Annotated in this window: 10 protein-coding genes and 1 pseudogene; 8 read left to right on the top strand and 3 right to left on the bottom strand. The window is 65.7% G+C overall.

Translation table 11 applies throughout. The features are described from left to right. Nucleotides 1-123: 123 nt before the first annotated feature. Nucleotides 124-5,004: pseudogene (locus RZA67_RS06450) on the bottom strand (NAD-glutamate dehydrogenase domain-containing protein); the annotation flags it as partial. Between the two features lie 434 nt (nt 5,005-5,438). Here RZA67_RS06450 and RZA67_RS06445 point away from each other — a divergent pair. Genes RZA67_RS06445 through RZA67_RS06435 form a run of 3 tightly spaced genes read left to right on the top strand, consistent with a single transcriptional unit; the run spans nt 5,439 to nt 10,456 of the window. Beyond that, nucleotides 5,439-6,005, top strand: a complete 567-nt coding sequence (locus tag RZA67_RS06445; protein WP_317213926.1) for a TetR/AcrR family transcriptional regulator — start codon at nt 5,439-5,441, stop codon at nt 6,003-6,005. Next, nucleotides 6,005-7,270, top strand: a complete 1,266-nt coding sequence (locus RZA67_RS06440; RefSeq protein WP_317211822.1) for an efflux RND transporter periplasmic adaptor subunit — start codon at nt 6,005-6,007, stop codon at nt 7,268-7,270. Before RZA67_RS06445 ends, RZA67_RS06440 begins: the two co-directional genes overlap by 1 nt. 15 nt (nt 7,271-7,285) lie before the next feature. Then, nucleotides 7,286-10,456 carry a multidrug efflux RND transporter permease subunit gene (locus RZA67_RS06435; protein ID WP_317211820.1) on the top strand — a complete coding sequence of 1,057 codons (3,171 nt, stop codon included), beginning with the start codon at nt 7,286-7,288 and terminating at the stop codon, nt 10,454-10,456. A 125-nt stretch (nt 10,457-10,581) separates the two neighbouring features. Here the strand turns inward: RZA67_RS06435 and RZA67_RS06430 are convergent, their stop codons facing one another. After that, nucleotides 10,582-10,812: a hypothetical protein gene (locus tag RZA67_RS06430; protein ID WP_317211819.1), complete on the bottom strand. Its 231-nt coding sequence runs from the start codon at nt 10,810-10,812 to the stop codon at nt 10,582-10,584. Nucleotides 10,813-11,116: 304 nt separating this feature from the next. Next, nucleotides 11,117-12,265, bottom strand: a complete 1,149-nt coding sequence (locus RZA67_RS06425; protein WP_317211818.1) for an acyl-CoA dehydrogenase family protein — start codon at nt 12,263-12,265, stop codon at nt 11,117-11,119. Nucleotides 12,266-12,401: 136 nt separating this feature from the next. On the opposite strand from RZA67_RS06425, the gene RZA67_RS06420 reads away from it, so the two are divergent. Genes RZA67_RS06420 through RZA67_RS06400 form a run of 5 tightly spaced genes read left to right on the top strand, consistent with a single transcriptional unit; the run spans nt 12,402 to nt 19,009 of the window. Next, a complete protein-coding gene (locus tag RZA67_RS06420) occupies nt 12,402-13,331 on the top strand; it encodes a metalloregulator ArsR/SmtB family transcription factor (RefSeq protein ID WP_317211816.1) in 930 nt (309 codons plus the stop codon). Nucleotides 13,332-13,339: 8 nt separating this feature from the next. Next, a complete protein-coding gene (locus RZA67_RS06415; RefSeq protein WP_317211813.1) occupies nt 13,340-14,485 on the top strand; it encodes a homocysteine S-methyltransferase family protein in 1,146 nt (381 codons plus the stop codon). Between the two features lie 17 nt (nt 14,486-14,502). Continuing rightward, nucleotides 14,503-15,120 (top strand): short chain dehydrogenase, encoded by a 618-nt coding sequence (locus tag RZA67_RS06410; protein ID WP_317211811.1) that lies wholly within the window; start codon nt 14,503-14,505, stop codon nt 15,118-15,120. Beyond that, the gene (metH, locus tag RZA67_RS06405) at nt 15,120-17,816 is read left to right on the top strand and encodes a methionine synthase (protein WP_317211808.1); all 2,697 of its coding nucleotides are present in this window, start codon (nt 15,120-15,122) and stop codon (nt 17,814-17,816) included. Before RZA67_RS06410 ends, metH begins: the two co-directional genes overlap by 1 nt. Next, a complete protein-coding gene (locus RZA67_RS06400; protein WP_317211807.1) occupies nt 17,813-19,009 on the top strand; it encodes an MFS transporter in 1,197 nt (398 codons plus the stop codon). The genes metH and RZA67_RS06400 overlap by 4 nt, the downstream gene beginning before the upstream one ends. Nucleotides 19,010-19,021: the final 12 nt, after the last annotated feature.

Raw genomic sequence — 19,021 nt, 5'->3', positions numbered from 1 at the left:
CGGGAAAGGCGTGGCAAGAGCATACCGGAACCGCACCTAATGCAGGCCACGCGCCATGCGCATGAAAAAACGGCCCCGCAGATGCGGGGCCGTTTGCATTACCAGCAGCGGATCAGATACGCCTTACGCGCCGTGCGCGGCCAGCTGACCCAGGCGCTGCACCGCGACCGAGACGGTCGGGTAATCCAGCGTCTTCTGCTCGGCCAGCTCGGCCAGCATCGCCAGGGTGAACCGCAGGCTGCTGTCGTCACGTGCCATCCAGGCAGCCACCTTGGCTTCGGCGCCGGTGCCCTTCATTGCCAGCACCTGGCCGGCAAGCGTGCGGTGGTGCGCGGCGAGCTCGTCACGCAGGACGCCGCGGGCGACCGCATGCCAGCGACCGTTGACCTCCAGGCCATCGATCTGCTCGAACAGCCAGGGCAGCTGCAGCGCATCGCCCAGCCGGAAGTGGACCTTGGACACGTCCACCGGCTTGAGCTTGCGCGTCCGAGCCAGTTCGATGATGTCGAAAGCCGGCTCCAGGAAGTGCAGCTCGGCCAGCTGCTGTGCCAGCGACGGCGGCAGCCCCTTCTCCTTCCACTCGGCAACAAGCGCTTCGTAGGTCGGTCGCTGCGAATCAGGCAGCACGCCGGAAGCCACGCGGATATCGTTGAACGGCCCCTGATAGCGGTTGACCGCCTCGGTGATGCCCGGCATCGGGCCGGGGCGCGAGAGCAGCCATCGCACGAACGAGCGCTGCAGCTTCCAGATCACTTCCAGCGCGTCGATCTGCACCGACTCGGGCAGCGTGCCGTCGAGAGCGTCGATCTGTGCCCACAGCGCGCGGGCGTCCAGCGTCTCGCGGCTGATGGTGTAGGCCTTGGCAACCTCGGCGATGGAACGGCCGGTGTCCTCCTGCATGCGCATCAGGAAGGTCGCGCCCATCCGGTTGATGGTCTGGTTGGTCACGGCCGTGGCGATGATCTCGCGCTTGAGGCGGTGACGCTCCATGGCATCGGCGTACTTCTTCTGCAGCGGTGTGGGGAAGTAGCGCTGCAGTTCCTTGGACAGGTACGGGTCTTCCGGAATGTCCGACTCAAGCAGCTGCGCGAATGCCACCAGCTTGGAGTAGGACAGCAGCACCGACAGTTCCGGCCGGGTCAGGCCCTGGCCGCGTGCCTTGCGCTGGGACAGCTCGGCATCGGAAGGCAGGAACTCGATCTGACGGTCGAGCAGACCCTGCTGTTCCAGCGTGCGGATGAAGTGCTGCTTGGAACCCAGACGCTTGATCGCCATCCGCTCCATCAGGCTGATGGCCTGGTTCTGGCGGTAGTTGTCGTTGAGCACCAGAGCGGCCACTTCGTCGGTCATCGAGGCCAGCAGCTTGTTGCGCTGTTCCACCGTGAGCTTCTTTGCACGCACCACATCGTTGAGCAGGATCTTGATGTTGACTTCGTGGTCAGAGGTATCCACACCGGCCGAATTATCGATGAAGTCGGTGTTGAGCAGTACGCCGGCCTGGCCCGCCTCGATGCGGCCCAGCTGGGTCATGCCGAGGTTGCCGCCCTCACCCACCACCTTGCAACGCAGCTCGCCACCATTGACGCGCAGCGCGTTGTTGGCGCGGTCGCCCACATCGCTGTGCTGCTCGCTGGCCGCCTTGACGTAGGTGCCGATGCCGCCGTTCCACAGCAGATCCACCGGTGCCTTGAGGATGGCGCTCATCAGATCGTTGGGCGACAGCGCCTTGACACCCTCTGCCAGGCCCAGCGCTTCGCGGACCTGCGGGGTGATCTCGATCGACTTGAGCGTGCGCGGGTAGATGCCGCCGCCCTTGCTGATCAGCTTGGCATCGTAGTCGGCCCAGCTTGACCGCGGCAGGCCGAACATGCGCTCGCGTTCGATGAACGAACTGGCCGAGTCCGGGTTCGGATCGAGGAAGATGTGCCGGTGATCGAACGCGGCCACCAGCCGGATGTGGCGTGACAGCAGCATGCCGTTGCCGAACACGTCGCCGGACATGTCGCCGACGCCAACCGCGGTGAAATCCTGGCTCTGGCAGTCCACGCCCAGCGCGCGGAAGTGGCGCTTGACCGATTCCCAGGCGCCGCGTGCGGTGATGCCCATGCCCTTGTGGTCGTAGCCCACCGAACCACCGGAGGCAAACGCATCGCCCATCCAGAAGCCGTGCGCCACGGCCAGGCCGTTGGCGATGTCGGAGAAGGTGGCAGTGCCCTTGTCAGCTGCCACCACCAGATACGGGTCGTCCATGTCATGACGCACCACGTCTACCGGCGGCACGATCCTGTCGTTGACGATGTTGTCGGTGATGTCCAGCAGGCCCTGGATGAACAGCTTGTAGCAGGCAACGCCGTTGGCGAATACCGCGTCGCGGTCACCATTGACCGGCGGCAGCTTGGCGAAGAAACCGCCCTTGGCGCCAACCGGCACGATGACCGTGTTCTTGACCATCTGCGCCTTGACCAGACCCAGCACCTCGGTGCGGAAGTCCTCGCGACGGTCCGACCAGCGCAGGCCGCCACGGGCAACCGCGCCGAAGCGCAGATGCGTGCCTTCCACGCGCGGGCCGTAGACGAAGATCTCGCGGTACGGACGCGGCTTGGGCAGATCGGGCACCAGCGCCGAATCGAACTTGAAGCTGATGACGTGGCCCGGCTGGCCCTGGGCGTCGGTCTGGTAGTAGCTGGTGCGCAGGGTCGCGTCGATGACGCCCATGAATGAACGCAGGATGCGGTCTTCATCCAGGCTGGACACGCGGTCCATCAGCTTGAGCAGCGCGTCGCGCGCGGCCTGCATCTGCACGTCGCGGCTGCCGCTGCGGGCATCGACCACACCCTGCAGCACCTTCAGCGTGGCCTCGTCACCGGCGGCCAGCACCGCCAGGTGCGCCTTGAGATCGGCCTGGCCGGCGGCAATGTCGGCCTTGCTTTCGTTGCCGGTGGCCGGATCGAAGCGCGCTTCGAACAGTTCCACCAGCAGGCGCGCCAGCAGCGGGTAACGGGTGAAGGTGCCTTCCACATAGGCCTGCGAGAACGGCACACCGGTCTGCAGCAGGTACTTGCAGTAACCACGCAGCATCGCGACCTGGCGCCAGTGCAGACCAGCGGCCAGCACCAGACGGTTGAAGCCGTCGTTCTCCGCGTCGTTGTTCCAGACACGGGCGAAGGTCTCGCCGAACGCAGCATCGACACTGGCCGCATCGATCGCGCCAGCGGTCGATTCGACCTCGAAGTCCTGCACGTAGACCGGTGCGTTGTCCACCGAAAGCCGGTACGGGCGCTCGGAAATCACGCGCAGCCCCATGTTTTCCATCATCGGCAACGCGTCCGACAGCGGGATGTCATCCAGCTGGCGGTACAGCTTCAGGCGCAGGCCTTCGCCCACCGCCTGCAGGCTCAGACGCAGATCGTCCGGGCCGGTCAGCGCGTCCAGCTGGGCCACGTCATGGGCCGCGATCTCGGTGCTGTTGTCTTCGATGTAGCCAGCCGGCAATGCCTTGCCGATACGCGCGGCAATACGAAGCCCTTCGGTCTCGCCGTGGGCACTGACCAGCGCTTCGCGCAGGTCGTCCTGCCAGTTGCGCAGCACCTTGGCCAGCTGCTGCTCCAGCGCGGCGGTGTCCACGTCCAGCACCTGGCCGGGCTTGGGACGCACGATGAGGTGGACCTGGGCCAGCGGAGAATCACCGAGCACTACCGAGCTGTCCACGTGCTCGCCCTGCAGAGCATCCTTGAGCATCGCTTCGATGCGCAGGCGCACATCCGTGTTGAAGCGTTCACGCGGCAGGTACACCAGCGCGGAAATGAAGCGGCTGTACTTGTCGCGGCGCAGGAACAGTCGGCTGCGCACGCGCTCCTGCAGGCCCAGCACACCGATGGCGGTACGGTACAGCTCTTCCTCGCTGCTCTGGAACAGTTCCTCGCGCGGCAGCGTTTCAAGTATATGGCGCAGCGCTTTACCGCTGTGGCTGGCCGGTGCCAGACCGGACTGCTCCATCACGTATTCGTGGCGCTTGCGCACCAGCGGGATCTCCCACGGGCGGCGGTTGTAGGCGCTGGAGGTGAACAGGCCGAGGAAGCGCTGCTCGCCGATGATGCGGCCCTTGGCATCGAACGCCAGCACGCCGATGTAGTCCATGTAGCCGGCGCGGTGCACGCGCGAGCGGGCATTGGTCTTGGTCAGGATCAGCGCATCGGTCAGACCCTGGCTGGTGTTCAGACCCTGAGCGGCCAGGGTGCTGACCGGACGCGCGGCCGACTTGTCCTGGCCACGCATCAGGCCCAGACCGGTGTCGTTCAACGGTGCCAGCACATCTTCCTTGCCCTGCTTCTCCACGCGGTACTCGCGGTAGCCGAAGAAGGTGAAGTGGTTGTCGGCGGCCCAGCGCAGGAACTCCTGCGCTTCGGCGCGCGATGCATCATCCACCGGCAGCGTGCGCGTGCCGAGGTCTTCGGCAAGGGCCAGCGCCTTGGCGCGCATCGGCTCCCAGTCGCGCACGATGGCGCGTACTTCATCCAGAGCCTTGCCGATCGCCTTTTCGATGCCGGCCAGGCTTTCTGCCGGCTGGCGGTCGATCTCCAGCAGCATCACCGATTCGGCGTCACCTTCACCGACCTGGGTCAGCTTGCCGGCCCTGTCACGGCTGAAACGAATGACCGGATGCCCCAGCACGTGCACGCCGATGCCCTGTTCGGACAGCGCCATGGTGACGGTGTCGACCAGGAATGGCATGTCGTCATTGACGACCTGCAGCACCGTGTGCGGCGACTCCCACCCCTGCGCCTTGGCCGTGGGATTGAACACGCGCACGTTCGCTTTGCCGGCCTTGCGGGCACGCGCGAACTCCAGCGTCTCCGCGGCCAGTGCCGCCCACTCCTCGGCGCTGTGGTGCGGGTACTCGTCCGCCTCCATGCGCTTGTAGAAGTCCGCTGCGAATGCCACTGCTTCGGCCTGACCCGCCGCCGGGTAACGCTTGCGCAGGGCCGCGTACACCGGTTCCAGGGAGAAACCGGCCGTCGACACTTTCGGGGCCGGCGCTGGTTTGGGCTTGTTTTTCACGGATTTGGCTGCGGTCTTTTGCGGTTTCATGGCAGAGCGATGCGTAATGCTCAGTTGGGAAAATGAAAGTGTAGCCCCTGGCGATCAAAAGGCCTTGCTGCAGGACGGAATCTGGCCATTCGCGTTACGTAGCGTTTAAACGCCTATTCATCCTCAACCGGCAGGGGGATCGATCCGGGCCGACCACGACAAGGTCGGGCAGCCAGCATCGGCAAAGCCACCCCCATACCGACATCCATCGTCACATCGCATCGATTCCACAATTCTGAACTGGACGGTATAGTCCACGCGTGAAATCCACCCCCGATCCCGCAGGCGCCCTGCCCGCGCGCGACCAGCGCGTGTTCGACGCCGTGCGTGAGCTGCTGGCGCGACAGGGCATGCAGCTGAGCATGGACGCCGTTGCACAGCGGGCCGGATGCTCGAAGCAGACGCTGTACTCGCGCTACGGCAACAAGGAATCGCTGCTGCGGCAGGTGGTGCAGCGCTATGTCTGCCGCGCCACTGCCGGACTGCGCAGTGTAGGTGACGGCGATGTCCGCGCCAGCCTGCTGCAGTTCGCGGTCGATTACCTGGAGCACTTCAACCAGCCTCACGTCGCCCAGGCCTGCCGGATGATCAATGCCGACAGCGCGCAGTTCCCTGACGAGGCGCGCATGCTCTACCGCGACGGTTCCGGCAGCCTCCATCTTCACCTGGCTGAATGGATCGAGTCGGCCTGCGCGCAGGGACACCTGCGCCATGACGACCCGCACTTCATGGCCGAGCTGCTAATGAGCATGATCGCGGGGCTCGATTTCGACCGCCAGCGCTTTTTCATACCCCATCGCGACGACGCCCTGCGTCGGCGCCGCTGGGCCGAATTTTCCGTTGACAGCTTCCTGCGTGCCTTCGCGCCGGCGTTGCCAACCGCCCCCACTTCAAACCAACTCCGGAGTTTTTCCTGATGATCGCCCCACTCCGCACTCTTGCCCTGACGTGCGCCATCGCCGTTGCGCTGGCGGCCTGCAGCAAGCCGGAACAGCAGACGCCCCCGCCGCCGGAAGTGGGCGTCATCGAGGCCAAGCCGCAGACCCTGCCGCTGCAGCGCGAGCTGGTCGGCCGTCTGTCGCCCTACCGCAGCGCCGACGTGCGCGCCCGCGTGCCGGGCGTGCTGCTCAAGCGCGTCTACCAGGAAGGCAGCGAGGTCAAGCAGGGCCAGGTGCTGTTCCTGATCGACCCGGCACCACTACAGGCCAGTCTGAATGCCTCCGAGGCACAGCTCGCTTCGGCGCGCGCGTCCTATGCCAATGCCAAGGTCGCCGCTGACCGTGCCCGCTCGCTGGCTCCGCAGGCCTATGTCTCCAAGGCCGACCTGGATGCGGCCGAAGCCGCCGAGCGCACCGCGCAGGCCGCCGTGCGCCAGGCCGAAGCCAGTGTCAGCAGCTCGCGCATCAGCCTGGGCTACGCGCAGGTCACCGCGCCGATCAGTGGCGTTGCCGGCAAGCAGCAGGTCACCGAAGGTGCACTGGTCGGCCAGGGCGATGTGACCCTGCTGACCACCGTGGACCAGCTCGACCCGCTGTATGTGAATTTCTCGCTGAGCGTGGACGAGCTGTCGCAGCTGCGTGCTGCACAGGCCAAGGGCAGCCTGGCCCTGTCCGGCGACGGCAAGGCCAGCGTGCAGGTGCAGCTGGCCGATGGCAGCAGCTATGGCCAGAGCGGCACGCTTGATTTCTCCTCGACCACGGTCGATCCGGCTACCGGCGCGGTGTCGCTGCGCGCCGTGCTGCCCAATCCCGACCGCATTCTGCTGCCGGGCGCCTTTGTCAGCTTCCAGGCGACCCTCGGCGAGCGCAACAACGCCTATCTGGTGCCGCAGCAGGCACTGCAGCGTGACGCCACCGGCGGCTATCTGATGGTGGTCGGCGGCGACGGCAATGTGGTGCGTCGCAATGTCACCACCGAAGGCACCCAGGGCGGCAACTGGCTGGTGACCGGTGGGCTGCAGGCTGGCGACAAGGTCATCGTGGCCGGCGTGCAGAAGGTCAAGGAAGGCGCACCTGCCTCGGCCAAGCCGTGGACGCCCGGCAGCGACGCCGGCCCGGCTGCACCGGCCGCCGGCAGCGCCCCTGCCAATGCCGATGCCGCCGCACCCGCACAGCCGGCGGCCGCAGCACCGGCTGCGGACGACGCGCAGGCCGCGCCGGCCAACGACTCGAACAAGCAGTAACGGGAAGCGCCTGCCATGCCTAAATTTTTCATTGAACACCCGGTATTCGCCTGGGTGGTGGCGATCCTGATCTCGCTCAGCGGCGTGATCGCGATCCTCAACCTGGGCGTCGAGTCCTATCCCAACATCGCGCCGCCACAGGTCACCGTGTCGGCCACCTACCCCGGTGCCAGCGCCGACACCACCGAAAAGTCGGTCACCCAGGTGATCGAGCAGCAGCTGACCGGCATCGATCACCTGCTGTATTTCAGTTCGTCGTCCTCATCCAATGGCCGGGCGCAGATCACCCTGACCTTTGAAACCGGTACCGACGCGGACATCGCCCAGGTGCAGGTGCAGAACAAGGTCTCGCTGGCCACGCCGCGTCTGCCGTCGGAGGTCACCCAGCAGGGTGTGGTGGTGGCCAAGGCCAACGCCGGCTTCCTGATGGTGGTGGGCCTGCGCACCGAGAACGCCTCGATCACCCGCGACGCGCTCAACGACATCGTCGGCTCGCGTGTGCTCGACCAGATCTCGCGCATCCCCGGCGTCGGCAGCACCCAGCAGTTCGGTTCCGAGTACGCCATGAACATCTGGCTCAACCCGGAAAAGATGCAGGGCTATGGCCTGTCGGCCAGCGAGGTGCTCTCTGCCGTCCGCGCACAGAACGTGCAGTTCGCGGCCGGTGCACTGGGCTCGGACCCGTCGCCGGACGGACACTTCACCGCCACCGTATCAGCCGAGGGCCGCTTCAGCACGCCCGAAGAGTTCGAGAACATCATCCTGCGCTCCAGTGCCGATGGCTCGCGCGTGCTGCTCAAGGACATCGCGCGCATCGCCTTTGGCGCCAACAACTACGGCTTTGATACCCAGTACAACGGCGCCCCTACCGGCGCGTTCGCGATCCAGCTGCTGCCGGGTGCCAACGCCCTGAACGTAGCCGATGCGGTACGTGCCAAGATGGATGAGCTGCAGCCCAGCTTCCCGGCCGGGGTGACCTGGTTCTCGCCCTACGACAGCACCACCTTCGTCAAGATTTCCATCGAGGAAGTGGTCAAGACCCTGTTCGAGGCAGTGTTGCTGGTGTTCCTGGTGATGCTGATCTTCCTGCAGAACTTCCGCGCCACCATCATCCCCACCCTGGTCATTCCGGTGGCCCTGCTGGGTACGTTCCTGGGCATGTGGATGATCGGCTTCACGATCAACCAGCTGACCCTGTTCGCGATGGTGCTGGCCATCGGCATCGTGGTCGATGACGCGATCGTGGTGATCGAGAACGTCGAGCGCATCATGACCGAGGAGAAGCTGGCGCCCAAGCCGGCAACCCAGAAGGCGATGACCCAGATCACCGGCGCGGTGGTGGCCATCACCGTGGTGCTGGCGGCGGTGTTCATCCCGTCGGCACTGCAGGGTGGTGCGGCTGGCGAGATCTACAAACAGTTCGCGCTGACCATTGCCATTTCGATGGGCTTCTCCGCGTTCCTGGCACTGGGCTTCACCCCGGCGCTGTGCGCGACCTTCCTCAAGCCGACCCACAACGACAACCCGAACATCGTCTACCGCACCTTCAACAAGTATTACGACAAGGTCAGCGGCACCTATGTGGGACACATCACCTCGGCGGTGAAGCATGCCCCGCGCTGGATGATCCTGGCGGTGGTGCTGATGGTGCTGTGCGGCTTCCTGTTCACCCGCATGCCGGGCAGCTTCCTGCCGGAAGAAGACCAGGGCTATGCGATCGCCATCGTGCAGCTGCCCCCGGGTTCGACCAAGGGCCAGACCAACGAGGTCTTCGCCCAGATGCGCGGCATCCTGGAGAAGCAGGAAGGCTATGAAGGCCTGATGCAGATCGCCGGCTTCAGCTTCGTCGGTTCGGGCGAGAACGTGGGCATGGGCTTCATCCGCCTCAAGCCCTGGGCCGACCGCAAGATCACCGTGCCCGAGTTCATCCAGAACATGAACGGCGCGTTCTACGGCATCAAGGAAGCGCAGATCTTCGTGGTCAACCTGCCTACCGTGCAGGGCCTGGGCCAGTTCGGCGGCTTTGACATGTGGCTGCAGGATCGAGCAGGTGCGGGCTTTGAGCAGCTGACCCAGGCCCGCAACCAGCTGCTGGGCGCTGCTGCCGGCATGCCCGACAAACTGGTGGGCGTGCGTCCCAACGGCCTGGAGAATGCCCCGCAGCTGGCGCTGCACGTGGACCGGGTGCAGGCCCAGGCCATGGGCATGTCGGTGTCTGATGTCTACAGCACCATCCAGCTGATGCTGGCCCCGGTGTATGTGAACGACTTCTTCTCCGAAGGCCGCATCAAGCGCGTGACCATGCAGGCCGATGCGCCCTACCGCACCGGCGAAGCCTCGCTGAAGAGCTTCTACAGCCCGTCGACCCTGAGCGAGAACAGCGACGGCACCCGCACGATGATTCCGCTGAGCAGTGTGGTGAAGTCCGAGTGGGTATCCGCACCACCATCGTTGAGCCGCTACAACGGCTATTCGGCGGTCAACATCGTCGGCTCGCAGGCACCGGGCACCAGCTCGGGCGAAGCGATGAGCACCATGGAGGACATCGTCGACAACGACCTGCCGGCCGGTTACGGCTATGACTGGTCGGGCATGAGCTACCAGGAAATCCTCGCCGGCAACGCGGCGACCCTGCTGCTGGTGCTCTCGGTGGTGGTGGTGTTCCTCTGCCTTGCGGCGCTGTATGAGAGCTGGTCGATTCCGGTGGCTGTGCTGCTGGTGGTGCCGCTGGGTGTGCTGGGTGCCATCGGGTTCTCCATGCTGCGCGGCCTGCCCAACGACATCTTCTTCAAGATCGGCATGATCACCGTCATCGGTCTGGCAGCCAAGAACGCGATCCTGATCGTCGAGTTCGCGGTAGAGCAGCGGGCAGCGGGTCGTACCCTGCGCGAGGCGACCATCGAGGCGGCGCGTCTGCGCTTCCGTCCGATCCTGATGACCTCGTTTGCGTTCATCATGGGTGTGGTGCCGATGGCGATTTCCACCGGCGCCGGCGCCAACTCGCGTCATGCGATCGGCACCGGCGTCATCGGCGGCATGGTGTTTGCCACCCTGCTCGGCCTGCTGATGATCCCGGTGTTCTTCGTGGTCGTCCGCCGCATGCTCGGTGACAAGCTGGACGAACCGTCGCAGGACTACATCGCGCGTCAGCGCGAAGGCGAAGGTGCGCACCGCCCGGACCGCTGATCCAGCGTAACCGGTGACAGAGAAGGCCCCGGAGCGATCCGGGGCCTTTTTTCGTGGTCAGGCTGGAAGGCGGCAAGGTAAAGCGGCCGCCGCTTCGCTGCGTAAGCGCAGTGCGTGGTGACCGTTCAGAGCTCGGTGCAGCCCAGGTGGAAATCGATGGACCAGCCTTCGGAGATCGCAAGTGCGTCCAGCTTCGCCTGCGCCTCGGCCTCTGAATCGGCCTCCACGTTGCGCCGCTCGGCCACGTCGCCGTCGTACACGTAATCGCACTGCCACGTTGCTGCACTGGCAGGCAGGGCGATCGCACAGGCTATGGCCACAGCCAGACTCGAACTCAGGATGAGGTGATTACGCATGCGGAATGTCTCCAAGGGTGAAGGAGGCGCCAGTGTGCCCGGCAGATGCCGTGCCGGCAGGAGGCAGAGCTGTCGGCGCGTGACGAATGTGTACCACCGGCCCGCCCGCCCCCTGACGAGCCCGGCCAATTGGGCGGGTTCCGGGCGTTGTCATCCATTAAGCCTGATCCAGAACGCAGCAGCTGAGCGGCTCGGCAGGCCGGAAAGGAATCGGCCAGCCGTGACTTCAGCGTGACGACCAACGGTCGTCACCTGCCGCGGACCGGATGGCTCACGGTCGGGGCCCAGTCCCCGCCCGTCACCCTCAGCGCAGGCCGGTCTCGTTTCGCGCGATCACCAGGCGCTGGATCTCCGAGGTCCCCTCGTAGATCTCGGTGATCTTGGCATCGCGGAAGTACCGCTCCAGCGGCATTTCCTTGGAGTACCCCATACCGCCGTGGATCTGCACGGCCTGGTGGGTGATCCACATGGCTGCCTCGGAGGCGGTCAGCTTGGCGATGGCCGCTTCATTGCTGAAACGCCTGCCCTGCCCCTTCACCCACGCCGCACGCAGGGTCAGCAGCAGCGCTGCGTCCAGCTTGCACTTCATGTCAGCGATCTTGGCCTGGGTCATCTGGAACGTGCCGATCGCCGCGCCGAACGCCTTGCGCTCCTTCACGTACTCCAGCGTGGCCTCATAGGCCGCACGGGCAATGCCGATGGCCTGCGAAGCGATGCCAATGCGGCCGGCGTCAAGCACACCCATGGCGATCTTGAAGCCCTCACCCTCCTGGCCGAGCACGTCCTCTGCCTCGGCAACGTAGTCGGTGAACTCGATTTCGCAGGTCGCCGAAGCGCGGATGCCGAGCTTGGGCTCGGTCTTGCCGCGACCGAAGCCCGACTTTTCAGTATCGACCAGGAAAGCGGTGATACCGCGCGCGCCCTTGTCCGGCTCGCTCATCGCGAACAGGACGATGTAGCGCGCCACCGGGCCGGAGGTGATCCAGCTCTTCTTGCCGTTGATCACATAGCGGCCATCGGCCTGTTTGACCGCACGGCAGCGCATCGCGGTGGCATCGGAACCGGACTGCGGCTCGGTCAGCGCGAACGCACCGATGGCCTCGCCCTCGGCGATGGCGCGCACGTACTTCTGCTTCTGCGCTTCGTTGCCATGGGTCAGAATGCCGTTGCAGAACAGCGAATTGTTGACCGACATGATCGTCGAGTGCGCAGCATCACCGGCGGCGACCTCCACCATCGCCAGCACGTACGCGATCGGATCCATGCCCGCCCCGCCGTACTCGGCGGGTACTTCGATGCCCATCAGGCCGTTTTCACCCAGCAGGCGGATGTTCTCCAGCGGAAACTCGCCGCTGCGGTCATGGTGCTCGGCACTGGGGGCGATCTTTTCCTGCGCGATGCGCCGCGCCACGTCCTGCAGCATCAACTGCTCTTCGGTAAAGCTGAAATCCACAACACCCCTCCCGGGCTCGTAAACCCCGATTGTAGCGGGCAAGCGTGTGCGCAGGCTGACCACGCGGCCGGCCCGCGCTTGACCCCGGCGCAGCGCACGCGGAAAATATCGCTCTATCGCGATAGGTGGATATTTTATGGATCTCGAGGACTGGTCGACCCGGCTCAAAGTGTTTGCCGACGCCACCCGGGTGCGCCTGCTGGCGCTGCTGGAGCAGGAGGAACTCACCGTGGCCGAGCTGTCGGCGATCACCCGGCTGGCCCAGCCGCGCGTCTCGACCCATCTGGCGCGCCTCAAGGAAGCCGGCCTGGTACGCGACCGTCGTGCCGGCGTGTCGGCCTACTACCGCTTCGACGAAGCCCAGCTCGACCCGGCACAGCGTGCATTGTGGCATGCCTTGAGCACCGGCAGCGATGATCCGCTGCTGCGTCAGGACGCCGAGCGCGTTGCCGCGGTGATGGCCAGCCGCGCCGCCGACCAGAACTGGGCCGACAGCGTGGCCGGTGACATGGAACGGCACTACTCGCCCGGCCGCACCTGGGAAGCACTGGCCCGCACCGCTCTGCCCCTGCTGGAAACCGGCGACGTGCTGGATATCGCCTCCGGCGATGGCGTGTTGGCAGAGCTGGTGGCACCGCACGCCCGGCGCTACGTCTGCATCGACACCAGCGCACGGGTGGTGGCAGCAGCGAGCGAGCGCCTGCGACGGCTGCCCAATGTGGAAGTGCGCGAGGGTGACATGCACGCCCTGCCCTTCCCCGAACAGAGTTTCGACCTGGTGGTGCTGATGCATGCACTGACCTATGCCAGCAAGCCTGCCCAGGCGGTCACTGAGGCTGCGCGCGTGCTCCGGCCTGGCGGTCGTCTGCTGCTGTGCAGCCTTGCACGGCACGAGCACAAGGCGGCAGTTGACGCTTATGGCCACGTCAATCTCGGATTCTCCGACAAAGAGCTGCGGCGTTTTGTCGACAAGGCGGGCCTCCACGTCTCCAGCCTGGAAACCGTGACACGCGAAAAGCGCCCGCCGCACTTTGAAGTGATATCACTTATCGCCAACAAACCCTGAGGTCGACGATGTCCGCTCCCCTGCCCTGGCTGCACCCGGCCCGTACCCAGGCTCTGCTGGACGCGCTCGCGCGGCGCATCCTGATCATCGACGGGGCGATGGGTACGATGATCCAGCGACACGGACTGCAGGAACAGGACTACCGGGGCGAGCGCTTCGCTGCCGGATTCGACGCCGAGCGCGGCCCGCATGCGCATGGCGCCGGCTGCGACCACGGCGCCCCGCAGGGCCATGATCTGAAAGGCAACAATGACCTGCTGCTGCTTACCCGGCCGGAGATCATCGCGCAGATCCACACCGCCTATCTGGAAGCCGGCGCGGACCTGGTGGAGACCAACACGTTCAATGCCACCGCGATCAGCCAGGCCGACTACCACCTCGAGCATGTGGTCTACGAGCTCAACAAGGCCGGCGCCGCCGTGGCGCGAGGCTGCTGCGAGGCCGTCGAGGCGACCACGCCGGACAGACCCCGCTTTGTCATCGGCGTGCTGGGTCCCACCAGCCGCACCGCCTCGATCAGTCCGGACGTCAACGACCCGGGATTCCGCAACACCAGTTTCGATGCGCTGCGCCAGACCTATCGGGAGGCGGTCGACGGCCTGATCGACGGTGGCGCTGACACCATCATGGTGGAGACCATCTTCGACACGCTCAATGCCAAGGCCGCCCTGTTCGCCGTGGAAGAAGCGTTCGAGGCGCGCGGGGGGCGGCTGCCGGTGATGATCTCCGGCACCATCACCGATGCCTCCGGGCGCACCTTGTCCGGCCAGACCGCTGAAGCCTTCCACGCCTCGCTGGCCCACGCGCGCCCGCTGTCGATTGGGCTGAACTGCGCGCTGGGCGCCAGCGACATGCGACCGCACGTGGAAACCCTGGCCCAGATCGCCGAGTGTCATGTCAGCGCACATCCCAATGCCGGGCTGCCCAACGCCTTTGGCGAATACGACGAGACGCCCGAGGAAATGGCCGCCACGCTGCATGAGTTCGCCACGGCAGGCCTGCTCAATCTGGTGGGCGGCTGCTGTGGCACCACCCCAGCGCACATCCGGGCCATCGCCGATGCGGTGGCCGGGCTGCCGCCGCGCGCACTGCCCCGCACCGCTGCGACCACCGTGGTCGCTGCGTCGTACGAAACCGAATCTGAAACCGTATAAAACCGGAGGTACTCCCGATGTCCACGTCCCCCAAGAAGATCCTGCTCGTCGGCGCCGGCGGCACTCTGGGCCAGGCCGTTGCCCAGCACCTGCGCCAGCGCGGCCACGAGGTGATCGGCGCCTCGCGCAACGACCCTGCGCACCCGATCGACCTGCGCAGCGACGACAGCGTGTCGACCCTGCTGGGCCGGCTGGGCCCGCTCGATGCAATCATCGCCACCACCGGCAAGGTGCACTTCGGCCCGCTGCCGGAGATGGATGCGGCCCAGTTCGACGTCGGCCTGCAGGACAAGCTGCTCGGCCAGGTGCGGCTGGCCCTGCTCGGCCAGCATCATCTCAATGCCGGCGGCTCGATCACGCTGACCACCGGCATCCTGACCGAACAGCCCATCGCGCAGGGCGCCAGCGCCACCGCCGTCAACGCGGCCGTGGAAGGCTTCGTGCGCGCAGCCGCGCTGGAGCTGCGCAACGGCCTGCGCATCAACGCGGTCAGCCCCAGCGTGCTGACCGAAGCCCTGGACAGCTACGGTCCGTTCTTCCCCGGCTTCGAGCCGGTTGATGCTGCGCGCGCCGCGCTGGCCTACCAGCGCAGCGTCGAAGGCATCGGCAACGGTCAGGTGTTCAAGGTCTGGTGATGCACACCCCCGCCTCGGTTGCCCGCCCCACCCGCCTGTCCGGCCTGGAGCCGCTGGTCATCAGCCCGGACCTGCTGTTCGTCAATGTCGGTGAGCGCACCAATGTCACCGGCAGCGCCCAGTTCCGCAAGCTGATCAAGGAGCAACGCTACGAAGAGGCGGTGGAGGTGGCGCGGCAGCAGGTGGCCAGTGGCGCGCAGATCCTCGATGTCAACATGGACGAGGGCCTGATCGACTCCGAAGCGGCGATGACCCGCTTCCTCAACCTGATCATGTCCGAGCCGGACATCGCACGCATTCCGGTGATGGTCGATTCCTCCAGATGGAGTGTGATCGAGGCCGGACTCAAATGCCTGCAGGGCAAGAGCGTGGTCAATTCGATATCGCTCAAGGAAGGCGAGGCCGCATTCAAGGAACAGGCGCGCAAGGTGATGCGCTACGGCGCCGCGGCCGTGGTGATGGCCTTCGACGAGGTCGGCCAGGCTGACACCTGCGCGCGCAAGGTGGAGATCTGCACGCGGGCCTATCACATCCTGGTGGACGAGCTCGGCTTTGCGCCGGAAGACATCATTTTCGATCCGAACATCTTCGCCGTTGCCACGGGCATCGAAGCGCACGACAACTATGCAGTGGACTTCATCCAGGCCACCCGCATCATCAAGGCGACCCTGCCCCACTGCCATGTTTCCGGCGGTGTTTCCAACGTGTCGTTCTCGTTCCGTGGCAACGAAACCGTGCGTCAGGCCATCCACTCGGTGTTCCTGTACCACGCCATCGCCGCAGGCATGGACATGGGCATTGTCAATGCCGGTGCGATGCCTATCTACGATGAGCTCGACCCCGAGCTGCGCGAGCGGGTCGAAGATGTCGTTCTCAACCGCCGCGCTGATGGCACCGAGCGGCTGCTGGATATCGCCGAACGCTACAAGGGGAAGAAAGGCGCGGCGAAGGTGGAAGACACCGCCTGGCGCACGCGCCCGGTCAACGAGCGGCTGGCGCATGCGCTGGTCCACGGTCTGGATGCCTGGGTCGAAGAAGACACCGAACAGGCCCGCCAGGCGGCCATCCGCCCACTGGACGTCATTGAAGGTCCGCTGATGGACGGCATGAACGTGGTCGGCGATCTGTTCGGTGCCGGCAAGATGTTCCTGCCGCAGGTCGTCAAGTCGGCGCGGGTGATGAAAAAGGCGGTGGCCTACCTGCTGCCCTACATCGAAGCGGAGAAGGCCCGTACCGGCGAGAGCGCGCGCAGCAACGGACGCATCATCATGGCCACGGTCAAGGGCGATGTGCACGACATCGGCAAGAACATCGTCGGGGTGGTGTTGGCCTGCAACAACTTCGAGGTCATCGATCTTGGCGTGATGGTGCCGGCGCAGAAGATCCTGGACGCCGCCCGCGCCGAGAACGCCGACATCATCGGACTGTCCGGGCTGATCACCCCGTCGCTGGAGGAAATGAGCCACGTGGCGCGCGAACTGCAGCGCCAGGGTTTCACGCTGCCACTCATGATCGGCGGTGCGACCACCTCGCGCGCGCACACCGCGCTGAAGATCGACCCGCATTACCAGGCGCCCACGGTGTGGGTGAAGGATGCCTCGCGCGCGGTCGGCGTCGCCCAGTCGCTGATCTCGCGCGACCTGCGCGATGGCTTCGTGGCCAGCACCGAGGCCGAGTACGCCGAGATCCGCCAGCGCCATCGCAACCGCGGTGATGCCAAGCGGCTGGTCAGCCTGGCCCACGCGCGCGCGCAGCGGTTTGACGGTGGCTGGCAGGCGTACGAGCCGCCTGCGCCACGCCAGCCGGGGCTGCACGTGTTCGACGACTATCCACTGGCCGAACTGGTCGACTACATCGACTGGACGCCGTTCTTCCAGGCGTGGGAGCTGGCCGGCAAGTTCCCCGCCATTCTCGACGATGAGATCGTCGGCCGCCAGGCCAGCGAACTGTACCGCGATGCCCGCGCGATGCTGGCGCGCATCGTGCAGGAGCGCTGGCTGCAGGCAAAGGCAGTGTTCGGCCTGTGGCCGGCATGCAGCGACGGCGACGACGTGCGTGTACAGCACCCCAACGGCGAGGTCATGCTGCACTTCCTGCGCCAGCAGGTCGACAAGCCGGCCGAGCGTCCGGACTTCTGTCTGGCCGATTTCATCGCCCCGGCCGACAGTGGCCGGCAGGACTGGATCGGCGCGTTCGCTGTCACCGCCGGCATCGGCATAGACGCGCATGTCGCGCGCATGGAGGCCGAGCACGATGACTACAACGCCATCCTGCTCAAGGCCCTGGCCGACCGCCTGGCCGAGGCCCTGGCCGAACGTCTGCACCAGCGCGTGCGCACCGGATTCTGGGGATTTGCCGCCGCTGAGCAGCTGGACAACGAGGCGCTGATCGCCGAAGCCTACCGCGGCATCCGCCCGGCGCCGGGCTACCCCGCGTGCCCTGAGCACAGCGAAAAGGCCACCCTGTTCAAGCTGCTGGACGCACCGCGCCTTGCCGGCATGTCCCTGACCGAGAGCTTTGCGATGCTGCCCACGGCAGCGGTTTCCGGCTATTACTTCAGCCACCCGCAGAGCCAGTACTTCGTGGTCGGCCGCCTCAGCCGGGAGCAGGTGAGCGACTACGCCCGGCGCAAGGGTGTGGAGCGCGCCCAGGCCGAACGCTGGCTGGCCTCCAATCTCGACTACGACCCCGAATGACCGTGTCTGTCCGCGACCGCGTCCCGGTCGTCCGCCTGTCCAGCTTCTACCTGTTCTACTACGCCGCGCTCGGCGCGTTCACGCCCTACTGGAGCCTGTTTCTGTCCTCGCGCGGCATGAGCGTGACCGCGATCAGCGTGATGATGAGCCTGTGGTATGCCACCCGCGTGGTGGCACCCAGCAGCTGGACCACGCTGGCCGGTGCCTCGTCGCGGCCGATCGTATGGCTGCGCGCAGGCTGCCTGCTGACCCTGCTGACCTTCGCCGTGTTTCTGCTGCCGCTGCCGCACGTGTGGATGTATCCGGCGATGGTGGCGTTCTGCTTCTTCTACAACGCGGTGATGCCGCAGTTCGAGTCGATCACCCTGACCCACCTTGGCAACGACAGCCATCGCTACGGGCTGATCCGGGTGTGGGGCTCGCTCGGCTTCATTGCCGTGGTCACGCTGTTTGGCTGGCTGCTGGAACGCGAGGATGGCAGCAGCCGCGCCGGCCAGCTGCCGTGGATGATGCTGCCGCTTTTTGCGTTGATGCTGGTATCGGCGCTCAACAACCGATACGCCCGCGACATCAGCAGGAGCAGTGCCGACGGCCAGGGCTTCTGGCAGGTGGTGCGCAGGCCGGCGGTACTGGTCTTCTTCCTCGCCGCGTTCATGGAGCAGCTCTCGTTCGGGCCCTATTACACGTTTTTCTCGGTCTACATGGACCATCATGGTTACCGCACTTCAATGCTCGGCGTGCTGTGGACGGTAGGTGTGGTGTTCGAGGTCGGCGTGTTTTTCACCATCGGGCGGTTCTTCCGTCGCTACGATGCCAGCTGGATGCTGCTGATCGCCCTGCTCAGCTCGACGGTGCGCTGGTCGGTCACCGCGCTTTACCCGCAGAACCTGCCGGTGATGCTGGTGGTGCAGAGCCTGCATGCACTGGGATTTGCGGCATTTTTCGCCGCGGCGATGCAGATGCTGGCCACGTATTTCCCAGGCCGGCTCAACGGCCATGCACAGGGATTGTTCTACGGTTTTTCCTCAGGGCTGGGTGGTGTGCTCGGTGCGCTGATCGCCGGGCAGCTATGGGGTATCGATCAAGGCCGCACTGCGTTTCTGGTCGGCAGTGGGTTTGCCGGCATCGGCGCGGTGCTGTGCTTCTTCGCGTTGAGCCTGCCGCTGCTGCGCGCACGCGCCGCGGCAGCGTGACGACCAACGGTC

It is taken from the genome of Stenotrophomonas sp. C3(2023), from assembly GCF_032911385.1.
Taxonomy (GTDB): Bacteria; Pseudomonadota; Gammaproteobacteria; order Xanthomonadales; family Xanthomonadaceae; genus Stenotrophomonas.
This window is presented reverse-complemented; position numbering and strand designations above follow the sequence as displayed.